Raw genomic sequence first — 10,987 nt, forward strand, 5'->3', positions numbered from 1 at the left:
TATCGACCTCAGCCATCTTGGCTCATGAACCACAAGCCTATGAGGGTCGCCGGGTTTGGCTGGCGACCCTCATAGGCTGCGCAACCTGCCGGCAGCCTCGTCTTGTCAGCATCACGTGGAGCGAGATCGACAATGGCAACGCCTTCTGTAACGCCATCGCGCCCACAGACAGAGCTCGTTGTTGCACTGCGGGCCTGCGCCGGTGCCCTAGGGTTGGTTTTCCTCTATAGCTGCGGCTACAACCTCTTTCTTCTGGCGCCTTCGGTCTATCTCCTGCAGATCTATGACAGGGTTCTATCGAGCCGAAGCGCTGACACGCTTCTGATGCTGACAATGATCATCGCCATCGCCGTGGTGGTCGGCGCAATGCTGGACATCGTACGCCGGGCAGCCCTCTCGCGCATCGGCAGCTGGCTGGATCACAGACTGCGACCCATGGTGCTCACCGCATCATTCGAATACGCCGCGCGCGCCGATGCGGGAACCGCCACGGAATGCTACAGGGACCTGGCCACCTTACGCCAATTCCTCGATTCACCGGCAAGTTCCCTGTTTTTTGACGTACCCTGGGCGCCGGTTTTCCTGCTCCTGCTCTTTCTTGTTCATCCTCTGCTTGGCGCGATCGGTCTTCTGAGCGCACTGGCGCTTCTGCTGTTTGCCTTCCTCACGGAATTGGCGACGCAACAGCCCCTCGCCCGCGCCAATCTTGCCCTTTCGAGGAGCTATATGCGATTTGCGAGCGTCCTCAAGAACATCGAGGTGATCCGGGCGATGGGCATGCAGTATGGTGCAGCGCTGCTGGTCTATCGCGATGCGGAAATGGCAAGAAGGGCGCAGGACATTGCCATGCATCGGACGGAGATCATTCTTGGTTTCTCCAAATCGATCAGGACACTCGCGCAGATCCTGATGATGGGATCTGCCACATGGCTCGTGCTTGCGAGCAACAGCAGCCCCGGCATCATCTTCGTTGCGAGCCTGCTGCTCGGGCGCGGACTTGCGCCGATCGAGGGCGCGATAGGTGCATGGCGCTCCCTGACCTTTGCTCGCAATGCCTTCAATCGCCTGGACCGGATGCTGATCGCCGTTGCATCGGAACGCGATGCCCGAACGATACCGCAACCGGAACCCAATGGCCTCGTTCTCGATAGCGTCGGCTATGTTCAGCCATTCGCCAACAGGCAGATACTGACGGGCATCACATTGCGCCTGGCGCCCGGCGAATGCGTCGCCCTCATCGGCCCGTCGGGATCGGGGAAATCGACGCTAGGTCGCATCATCGCCGGCGTTGTGCAAGCAACGAGCGGCTGCGCTCTTCTTGGCGGGGTCGATATTTCGGCCCTACGCCTTTGTGGAGGTAGCCACCACGTCGGATACCTGCCGCAGGATGTCGAGCTCTTCGGCGGAGCAATCAAGGACGTAATCGGCCGGCTGGATGGAGGAGACCCCGCCAAAGCGATCGATGCCGCGAAGCTGGTTGGATTGCACGAGGCGATCATGCGGCTGCCAAAGGGCTACGAGACCGATATCGGCGAAGGTGGAAGCCTGCTCCTTCGCGCTCAGCGCCAACAGCTGGGACTGGCCCGGGCCGCCTATGGAAATCCCTCCCTCATCGTTCTCGACGATCCGAATTCGAGCCTGGACTATGACGGCGAACGCATGCTTTACAGGGCGATCGAGCGCATGAAATCGAGAGGCATGACCGTTGTTATCATAACTCACCGTATGGGTATCCTGCCAGCTACCAACAAGATTGCCATTATGCGCAACGGGACGGTAGCCGCCTTCGGCGACAGTGAGCAGATTTATGAAACCTATCTTCAACCGCCACCTCGAACAGGAACGTAGGGAGGAGTGCCATGACCCTTGTTCGACTGGACGCAACGCTGGCAAGACTTTCGAATTCATCAAGAGCTAGCCAACGGTTCGCTGAACGATCAATTGCGGCGCCTAAGCAACTGGTAGCCTACGCGCCGGTGATCGAGTCGAAACAGCGCGGACCCGCCGCCCCTTCGCCGATGCCAAGGCTTAGAGGCGTTATCTGGACAGGGAACCTGTTAATCGGCGTCTTCATAGTCGGATTGGGACTCTGGTCGGTTCTCGCACCGCTGAAAAGCGCAGCGGTTGCATCGGGCGTCATCGAACCGGAGTCCAGCCGCAAGACCATTCAGCACCTAGAAGGCGGAATCGTGCGACGCATACTCGTCAAGAACGGCGACGCCGTCACGGCCGGACAAGTCTTGATAGAACTCGACGACACGAAGTCCCGCTCCGAGCGCGACAGTATCCAAGGGCAACTTTGGGACGCCGAAGGAAGCCGCGCTCGCCTGCTTGCCGAGCAAACGGGCACCGACCATATCGTCTTTCCGCAGGATCTCAGGGCAGCAATGGACAAAGATCTTTCGGTGGGCTCGATTATAACCGGACAACGGAAAATCTTCGAAGCGCGCCGCGAGGTCATGCAGGCAGAAGCTGGTATCACCAATGAGAAAATCGCGCAGGTTCGGCAGGAAATCGTCGGGCTTACCGCGCAAAAGGCGGCACTGACCGATAGAGCGGCAATCTCTCAGCTGGAACTGGACCAGGTTACGACCCTCAACGCCAAAGGATTGGAACGAAAGAACACCGTCCTCAACCTTCAGCGGGAAAAAGCAGACCTTGCCGGCCAGCAGGGTCAGGTGGAGGCGCAGATTTCCCGCGCCTATCAGATGATCAGCGGGGCGCAGGCCGATCTTGCAAAGCTTGAAAGCGACAGGCTGAGCGAAGTCGCACAAGGCATGCGCGACACGGAAAGTCAGATCATGCAATTGCGCGAGCGCTTGTGGGCGATCGATGACCAGCTTTCAAGAACCGATATCCGTGCCCCCGAAGATGGAACAATCATGAACCTGCGCATTCATACGGCGGGCGGAGTGATCGGCGCGGGCGAGCCGCTCGTCGATCTTGTGCCGCGCAGCGATCGCCTCATCGTATCAGCCCATGTCAGACCGGAAGACATCAATCTCGTGCGCGCGGGGCTTGAGGCGCAAGTTCACCTTCTTCCCTACAATCAGCGGCGTGTTCCGCTGCTGAAGGGCCGGGTCGAATATGTATCGGCGGACCGTCTCACCGACGCGCAAAGCGGCCAACCCTACTTTGCCGCGACGATCCGCGTGACGGACGAACGGTTGGCGAAAATGAGCGATGTCGAACTGGTTGCCGGCATGCCCGCACAGGCACTGATCGAAACGGGCAAAAGCAGCGTGGCGTTCTATGCCATCAGACCACTCCTCGACAGCTTCAACAGAGCATTTCGTGAGGACTGAGACGGTGATGGGCAGGAGAAAATTCGACGACGACCAGATTACCGGGATCCTAAAGGAGCACCAGGCAGGGGTGACGGTGGCGGATGTTTGCCAAAAGCACGGCATCAGCGAGCCGACCTTCTATCGGTGGCAATCCTTGCATTCTGGAAATGCCGGCCTCGATAGCAAAAGATTGAGAGCACTGGAGGAAGAGAACCAGAAGCTCAAGAAGCTTCTGGCCGAAGCCATGCTCTGGGCGGCAACGCTGAGCGAGATGCTGGCGAAGACACCGAATGGGCGAAACTAACCTCTAAGCATGCGGCTGAGAACACTACGCTTGTCCCTCTGCTCAGACTGAGGGCGGCGGCGGTTTTCAAGGGGCATAGGCTTATACCGTCGAATGATGATCTTTAGCCTGCTGCTGCAGAAAAATCGGCAATCCGGAGAGGATCAGGGGAGTCCCTAGCGCGCAGGACTTCACAGAGGAGACGCCAATTAGGTAATCACGATTAAGGTAATCACGATTACGGTAATTATTTTTATCTACAGGAAGGCATATGCAGTTTTTAGGGCGCGAGCGCGAACTCAAGCTGGTGCGGACCGAATTGGATTCGCAACGACCTTCCCTCATCATCGTATTTGGCCGACGGCGGATCGGCAAATCGCGGTTCCTTCGGGAGGCCGCCAAGAATCGCCCAGAAATCTACTTTCAGGCGACCCGCGTCTCATCACTTTTGAACCTGGAGCAGTTCAAATCCGATGTCGGAAAAGCAATCGGATCAAAGCCTCAGCTCGAAGCCCTGTCAAGCTGGGAGGGGGTGCTGCACTATGTTGCCGAGCATGCCGTCGAGCATCCGGGATTGATCGTCACGATCGACCAATTTCCCTTTCTGCTTGATAACGAGCCAGCGCTGCCATCGATAGTGCAGAAATTCTGGGATTCCGGCGTGCTTGGTGAGGGGGCGATGAAACTGATCCTTTGCGGTTCTGCCATTTCTCAAATGAAAGACCTGTTGGCGGAACGGAACCCGCTTTACGGGCGAAAAACCCTGTCGCTCGACATGAAGGGCTTGCCCCTTGCCGATGTCGCCAAGTTTTTCCCAGAGTACATGGCCGACGACATTATCAAAACCTATGCGATTTTCGGCGGCATTCCCTATTATCTTCAGCTTTGCGACGCTCGGGAACCGCTCCGCAACAACGTCATCAAAGTCTTGCTCACGGAGACAGGCACGCTGATCGACGAACCGAACACGCTGCTGCAGACCGAACTCAGAGAACCGTCCTTTTACTCAAGCGTCGTTGCGGCTGTATCTGACGGCTGTAACACCAAGTCGGAGATCGCAAACCGACTGGGTGTCAAACCAGACGGTATTGGACCCTACCTGGCAAAACTGCTCGCGCTTGATTTGATCGATAATTCGAAATCGCTGGATGCCGACGAAAAGGGCCGAAATCGCCGCTATCGCGTTGCAGACAGCCTGATGTCGTTCTGGCATCGTTTCGTGCGACCAAACCTGAGCGCGATCAGCAGCGGGTTTGGCGAGGAGGTTTACGATCGCGTCGTGGAGCCTCGGTTCTCAGAATATATGGGGATTGCGTTCGAACCAATCGCCCTTCAATTTGCAAGGCTTCATCTGCAGGAGGTCCTTGCGGCGCCGACGCAGGAGGTTGGCCAGATCTGGGGTCACGCCGATTTCGGCATCGATGTCGCAGGGCGATTGTTGGATGGAGCATTTTTCTATGGCGAATGCAAATGGCGATCGCGCGTGATCGACCTTGGCCACGTCCGATTATTGCAAGAGCGATCCGAGAAAACGACTTACGGGGAAGGAGCGACGGGCAAGCACTACCTGTTTTTCAGCAGAAGCGGTTTTTCAAGCGATGTCGAGAGTTTGGCGAAAGAAGACGAGCATCTGCATCTGATAACCCCCGAAACACTGGTAAAGCCGCACCGATAGAGGCCACAACCTGGGCGCATCGCCACTCCTAACGCGCCGCTTGACGCAACTCCTGAACAGGCGACAAAGGGATTTTGGGAAAGCCTTTCTGCGACAAAACGAAGACGATGTTATGATCAATGAATCCCTTAATAAAGTCGTTGCAGCTCGGAACGAGCGATACTAGCCGACTAAAATTTTGTGGCACTTGCCCCATAACGCCGCAATGGTTTTTGGGTGTTGATTTAGAAGCTTCCCGCTATGAACCAAGTGCCTCGCTAAGGGCTCGTTCCTCTAAATAATTCGGGTGCCCAATCAAGGAGCCCTCGAAGATCGTGGGCAAAGAAGAGAGGTCAGGCGCCCATTTGAGAACGTATTGCCGGCTTCGTCTCCGAGAACGATATGCCTACTCCTTTTGAGGGAGAGCCAGCGCTGTTCTGTGAAGTTGAATAAAAGGCAACCTGTCGTATGATTTGCAGCTATTCCTTTTGAAAAAGGAGACGAGCATGTCCTCCGGGAAAAATCCGAAGCGGCCGCGTGATGCTGCACGCAGGCATTTTTTAGGTGTCGCGGCAGCGGCCGGTGCCAGGCTTGCCGGCGTAGCAGCGTTGGCGATGGCAATTTCTAGGTCTCCTGCGAGTGCGATAGGGCGTCTTTGGGGCCGGGACGACGCTGATGGACACGGAGGCCCGGATGGACACGGAAACTCTCATGACAGTGATCGCCGTGGAGGCTATCGCGGCGGCGGTGCGAATTGCTTTCTGCGCGGTACAGCGATCCTCACGGATTGCGGTGAGAAGCCCGTCGAGGATTTGCGCGTCGACGATTGCGTCGTCCTTCCAGACGGGAGCGCCCGCCCGATCAAGTGGATCGGACGCCAAGTCTTCAAGAAGAGCGGCGCACGCTGGCATAAGGACGTTATCCCGATCCGGGTTTCGCGTCACGCGCTGGATGGCTGCACACCACATTCCGATCTCTACCTGTCGCCTGGCCATGCGCTGCTTCTGGGCGGCATTTTCATCCGCGTGAAGGAGCTTGCAAACGGCACGACCATCGCACCTGTCATTCCGGCCGACGGCATGCCGATCGAGTACTATGCCGTAATGCTCGATACGCATGAAGTCATCCTTGCCGAGGGTGCTGCAGCCGAGACATTTTGTCTAAAGGATAGCAATCACGAGAACTTCGCCAATTTTGCCGAGTACGCGCGTCTCTATGGCCAAGAACGCACCGTGATGACATCCTATGCGCCGGTGCTTGGAGGCGGCTGGATGCATTTCAAAGCGCTTCTCCTGTTCGGCGTTTCCCCATTGGTGCGAGTGCGCGATCCGCTCGGGGATGCATGCGAGAAGATCAACGCACGAGCCAAGGAGCTATCGCCCTGACAAGCTGCGCTGCTGCCCGGAAGCCATGGAAGTCTTCCGGGCTTCGGGGTCCGTGTTGCTTGCCGGAATTAATCTGCCGAGGCGCTCGAATCTTTATGATTTTTGTATCTGCATTGCCGAGATGCGGCGTTACAGGAAGCCGACGGAAATCCATGGAATGAAGATGATCAACAGCAAAGCGAAGAACAAAGCCAGAAGATGCGGCCAGACCTTGCCGATGACGTCGTCGGGCGAAACACGGCCAATGGCGCAGGCCAGGTAGAACCCGACGCCGAAGGGCGGAGAGAACAGCCCGAAGCCCATCGCAAACACCGCGACGATCGCATAATGCACTTCGTCGATACCGAGCAGTTTGGCAATCGGGAAAAGCAGCGGTCCAAACAGGACGATCGCCGGCACGCCTTCTAGGACGCTGCCCAGAATGATGAAGCTCAGCGCCGAAATCAGCAGGAAACTGATCTTTCCGCCGGGAACGCCTTGCATCAGATCGACGAGATATTGCGAAAAGCCGGATTGCGTCAGCGCCCATCCCATGGCGGTCGCCGCACCGACAACGAGCAGGATGGAGCCCGATAGAGAGGCTGCATCGACGAGCATCGGATAAAGCCTGCGCCACTCCATCTTGCGATAGAAGAGAGCGCCGACGATGATCGAGTAGATGATGCCGATCGTGGCGACTTCAGTGGCTGTGGCCACGCCTTCGACCACCGCCGTGCGGATGACGATTGGCAGGCCGAGGCCGGGGATAGCAGCGAAGAACAGTTTCAGCTTTAGCTTGCTATCGACCTTCTTCGCATGGCTCATATCTTCGCCGCGCGTTTGGATGTAGACGACGACACAGAGCGCCAGCATGCCGACGAAGGCGGGAAGTAGGCCTGCGGTGAACAAGGCAGCGATCGACACGCCGGTGACCGAGCCGACCGTGATCAGTACGATAGACGGCGGGATGGTCTCCGACATGACCGCAGACGCAGACAAGAGGGAGACCAGATCGCTTTCGCGGTTGCCTCGCTTCTTCATTTCCGGAAACAGCGCCGGAGCGACGGCTGCCATGTCCGCAGCCTTGGCGCCGGAGATGCCCGAAACGAGATAGACCGCACCGAGCAGCACATATTGCAGGCCACCACGCAGATGGCCGATCAGCGAGACGAGAAAGGCAATCATCGCCTGCGCCAGTCCGGCCATCTCGATGATGGCGCCCAGAAACACGAACATCGGCACGGCGAGCAGGATGATGTGCGACATGCCCTCGCTCATCCGGCCCGGCACGATGGAAAGCGGTACCCAGCTTGCGAAATTCAAATAGGCCGCAGTCGCCAGCACGAAGGCAAAGGCGATCGGCACGCCAAGCACAATAGCCACCAGCACAATGCCGAGAAAGAAGATCAGCAGGCTGTAATTGCCGATCTCGTCGAACCACGGCATCGCCAGTTGGAACAAGCCGAAGAAGACGGCAAAAAGCACTAGGCTTGCAACCATCTGCACCGGCTTGCTCGACTGGATCATCTTATCGATCGCTGTGAGCAGCATCAGCATGATGCCGACAAGCATCGCAGCTTCGCGCCATGCTTCGCTGATCTGCAGGACGGGGGTCACGCTGATGATACGCTCCTCGACATGCTGCCATGTCGGTACCACCATCAAGAGCAGGAGTGCGGCGACGATCATCATCGCAAAGGCATTGGCGCGCTCTTGCCAGGGCGGCGAGAACTTACGGACGAAGGCCGTCAGCCGCATGTGCTGGCCGCGGCGTAGAGCCACCACAGAGCCCAGCATGGACAGCCAGATAAACAGGATCGTGGCGACTTCGTCGGACCAGACGAGCGGGCTGTGGAGGGCATATCGGGCAAGCGTCGCCCAACCGAGCAGAATGATCTCCGCCAGAACCAGCAGCGCGGCGGTCGCCTCCACCGTATGGCCGAGCAGGCTGTCGAACCGCTGAAACGCCCCACGCGGAGCAATGGTCTCCACATTAGCTGTCACGCCCATGATTGATCTCTCCAAATACGCCGGTCCGAGCGACGCGGCCTGCCGTTTCGCAAACCGAAACGTGTGGGCGAAGCGATACGCCTCCGCTATTTGCGACGGGACGCACGCTTACGGCAAAGCGAGCGTCCTATTCATCATCGGCCCGTTACAGCGTGCCGACGTCCTTTTCCAGGAGACCCCAGGCCTCTGCGCCGAAGCTTTCTTTCCACTTCGAATAAAAGCCAGCCTTGGCAAGCACTTCGCGGAACGGCGCGGTCTCGACCTTATTGAAGGTCACGCCAGTCGCCTTGATGTCAACCATGGCCTTTTCGTTGAGGTCCTTTACGTCGGCGCGTTCGTTCACGGCTGCAGTGGTCAATTCTTCCTGGACAATCGTACGCATCTCGGCCGGAATCGCCTGCCAACGGCGATTGTTGCAGAAGATGTGGTGGCCATCCCAGATATGACCGGTCAGGGCGATGTATTTCTGCACTTCGTAGAGCTTCGAACTCTGGATCAGCGCCAGCGGATTTTCCTGACCGTCGACGACATGGGTTTGCAGAGCCGCATAAAGCTCACCGAAATTGAGCGGCGTCGGCGCGGCACCCAGCGTCTGGAACAGCGTCACCCATAGCTGGTTGCCCGGAACGCGGATCTTCATGCCGTTGAGGTCTTGCGGCGCAGTAATCGGCTTGGCGCCGGTGGTGATATTGCGATAGCCGTTGTCCAGCATTTTCGGGAAGACGAACAGGCCGGCATCAAGGAATGCCTTGCGGACATGATCGCCGAGTTCGCCATCCATCGCCTTCCAGACATGGTCATAGGTCGGGAAGGCAAAGGCGACGGCGTTGATGCTGGCGACGGGAACGACCGTCTGGTTGACACCCGAGGTCGACATGAGGTCGAGCGCGCCGCCGCGAACCTGGGTGAACATATCCGCTTCGCCGCCAAGTTGGCTATTCGGATAAACCTGCAATTCCACCGCGCCTTCGGAGCGGGTTGCGATTGCCTTGGCGGCTTCGGTGATGCGGATGACGCCGGGATGGCTGGCCGGAAATGCCGTGCCATAGCGCAGCTTGACTTTCGCGGCGGCGCGCGACAGGCCGGGGGCCGACAATAGACCTGCGGCTGCGGCTCCAGCCGTCAGCATACCGAATGTTCTGCGAGATATGTTCATGCATTCCTCCCTGGAATATGTTGGCGAATTGGAACGTTGCCGATGTCCGCGCCGGCATTCGCTGCCCGACGCTGCGGCTCCGAAGTCCGTTACCGTGCCGGATGGTGCGGATGCATGCTCCTGCCAGCTTCTTCCTGTACGGACTGTACGGAACAAAACGATGCGGGCTGTAGGACAATGAAACTGCGCCACTCGCCGATCGGAACGCGGTGCATTTCATAAGTCCGGCGACCGGTTCTGCCCCCCTATACCTCTCCTCGTCTCCCACAAAGATCACCTGTCGCGGTTTCCATGACCCGGCCGACCTCCATTGGCGTTGGCTTGTAATACTACCATGGTACAATGTCAATTATGATGTCGCGCGGTCACGCCCGACACCGAAGGAGCTAGCTTTCAACGAGATCGCGGCGCTGTTCGCTCAGTTTTCGCGCGGTACGAAGCACTTCGCGCAAATGCGCCGCCATATCGTTGCCTGCCTTGTCGACATCGCCTGATTCGATGGCGTCCACGATCGAGCGATGCTGGGTCAGCAGAACGCGCAGGTGACCGAGATCGGGCAGACTGAGATAGCGAACACGGTCCATCTGCAGCTTGACGGACTGGATGACACGCCAGCTTTTCGGCAAGCCGGCTTCCTCACAAAAACTTCGGTGGAAGGCTTCATCGAGATCGAGAAAGAGATCGAGCGCTTCTGTATTGACCGCCTTTTCCTGGTCGTAGAGATTGCTCTTGATCTCCGTCAGGAAGCGCCGCGAACAGGCACCTGCAAGCCTACGGCTGACTGCGACTTCCAGAGATTCTCGAATGAATTGAGCCTCTTCGACATCACGAAGCCGGATCGGCGCCACAAAGCTCCCGCGCTGCGGTAGGATGTCTATCAGCCCTTCGTCTGCAAGCCGGATCAGCGCTTCGCGAACCGGCGTCCGGCTGACGCCAAGTTGCAAGGAAAGCTCCTTTTCGCTCAACGCCTCCGACGGCAGCATGGACAGTGTCGTAATGGCCCGCCGCAACCGCTCATAGATCTGCGCCGCGATAGGCTGGCGAGGATTGATCGGCTGCAGGAGTGTCGATGCCGCCGCGCTCTGACGAAGCTCTTCGGCCTCTATCTGGTTGGATCTCTTCGTCGCCATTGTTCGTGACCTCCACCGTATGCAAACAATATGGCCATCGCACATTATTCGATAATAATCCACAAGCGCAATTGACACACTACCATGGTAGTATGTATTTTCG

8 protein-coding genes are annotated in these 10,987 nt (G+C 57.8%); 5 read left to right on the plus strand and 3 right to left on the minus strand.

Annotated elements, in window-relative coordinates; all coding sequences use genetic code 11:
* Positions 1 to 132 precede the first annotated feature (132 nt).
* From Q4Q11_RS28695 to Q4Q11_RS28715, 5 genes are all read left to right on the plus strand, one after another.
* The gene (locus Q4Q11_RS28695; RefSeq protein ID WP_498571597.1) at positions 133 to 1,848 is read left to right on the plus strand and encodes a type I secretion system permease/ATPase; all 1,716 of its coding nucleotides are present in this window, start codon (positions 133 to 135) and stop codon (positions 1,846 to 1,848) included.
* A gap of 11 nt (positions 1,849 to 1,859) precedes the next feature.
* Positions 1,860 to 3,305, plus strand: coding sequence for an HlyD family type I secretion periplasmic adaptor subunit (locus tag Q4Q11_RS28700; protein WP_498571598.1), 1,446 nt, complete (start codon positions 1,860 to 1,862; stop codon positions 3,303 to 3,305).
* On the plus strand, positions 3,295 to 3,591 hold the full coding sequence (locus Q4Q11_RS28705) for a transposase (RefSeq protein WP_498571599.1): 297 nt from the start codon (positions 3,295 to 3,297) through the stop codon (positions 3,589 to 3,591). The genes Q4Q11_RS28700 and Q4Q11_RS28705 overlap by 11 nt, the downstream gene beginning before the upstream one ends.
* Positions 3,592 to 3,841: 250 nt before the next feature.
* Complete coding sequence (locus tag Q4Q11_RS28710; protein ID WP_498571600.1) at positions 3,842 to 5,245, plus strand: ATP-binding protein; 1,404 nt, start codon at positions 3,842 to 3,844, stop codon at positions 5,243 to 5,245.
* 485 nt (positions 5,246 to 5,730) lie between these two features.
* Positions 5,731 to 6,609: a Hint domain-containing protein gene (locus Q4Q11_RS28715; RefSeq protein ID WP_498571601.1), complete on the plus strand. Its 879-nt coding sequence runs from the start codon at positions 5,731 to 5,733 to the stop codon at positions 6,607 to 6,609.
* A 129-nt stretch (positions 6,610 to 6,738) separates the two neighbouring features.
* Here Q4Q11_RS28715 and Q4Q11_RS28720 read toward each other — a convergent pair whose 3' ends face one another.
* The 3 genes from Q4Q11_RS28720 to Q4Q11_RS28730 form a co-directional block, all read right to left on the minus strand.
* Positions 6,739 to 8,598: a TRAP transporter large permease gene (locus tag Q4Q11_RS28720; RefSeq protein WP_498571602.1), complete on the minus strand. Its 1,860-nt coding sequence runs from the start codon at positions 8,596 to 8,598 to the stop codon at positions 6,739 to 6,741.
* Between the two features lie 145 nt (positions 8,599 to 8,743).
* On the minus strand, positions 8,744 to 9,754 hold the full coding sequence (locus tag Q4Q11_RS28725) for a TRAP transporter substrate-binding protein (RefSeq protein WP_112507919.1): 1,011 nt from the start codon (positions 9,752 to 9,754) through the stop codon (positions 8,744 to 8,746).
* A gap of 386 nt (positions 9,755 to 10,140) precedes the next feature.
* Positions 10,141 to 10,884 carry a GntR family transcriptional regulator gene (locus Q4Q11_RS28730; protein WP_498571603.1) on the minus strand — a complete coding sequence of 248 codons (744 nt, stop codon included), beginning with the start codon at positions 10,882 to 10,884 and terminating at the stop codon, positions 10,141 to 10,143.
* Positions 10,885 to 10,987 lie beyond the last annotated feature (103 nt).

The organism is Rhizobium sp. UFLA01-1127, from assembly GCF_059803845.1.

What these genes read in the sequence shown, in the direction of transcription:
- Q4Q11_RS28695 (WP_498571597.1), top strand. Translation starts at nt 133, where the DNA reads ATGGCAACGCCTTCTGTAACGCCATCGCGCCCACAGACAGAGCTCGTT.
- Q4Q11_RS28700 (WP_498571598.1), top strand. Translation starts at nt 1,860, where the DNA reads ATGACCCTTGTTCGACTGGACGCAACGCTGGCAAGACTTTCGAATTCA.
- Q4Q11_RS28710 (WP_498571600.1), top strand. Translation starts at nt 3,842, where the DNA reads ATGCAGTTTTTAGGGCGCGAGCGCGAACTCAAGCTGGTGCGGACCGAA.
- Q4Q11_RS28715 (WP_498571601.1), top strand. Translation starts at nt 5,731, where the DNA reads ATGTCCTCCGGGAAAAATCCGAAGCGGCCGCGTGATGCTGCACGCAGG.
- Q4Q11_RS28720 (WP_498571602.1), bottom strand. Translation starts at nt 8,598, where the DNA reads ATGGGCGTGACAGCTAATGTGGAGACCATTGCTCCGCGTGGGGCGTTT.
- Q4Q11_RS28725 (WP_112507919.1), bottom strand. Translation starts at nt 9,754, where the DNA reads ATGAACATATCTCGCAGAACATTCGGTATGCTGACGGCTGGAGCCGCA.
- Q4Q11_RS28730 (WP_498571603.1), bottom strand. Translation starts at nt 10,884, where the DNA reads ATGGCGACGAAGAGATCCAACCAGATAGAGGCCGAAGAGCTTCGTCAG.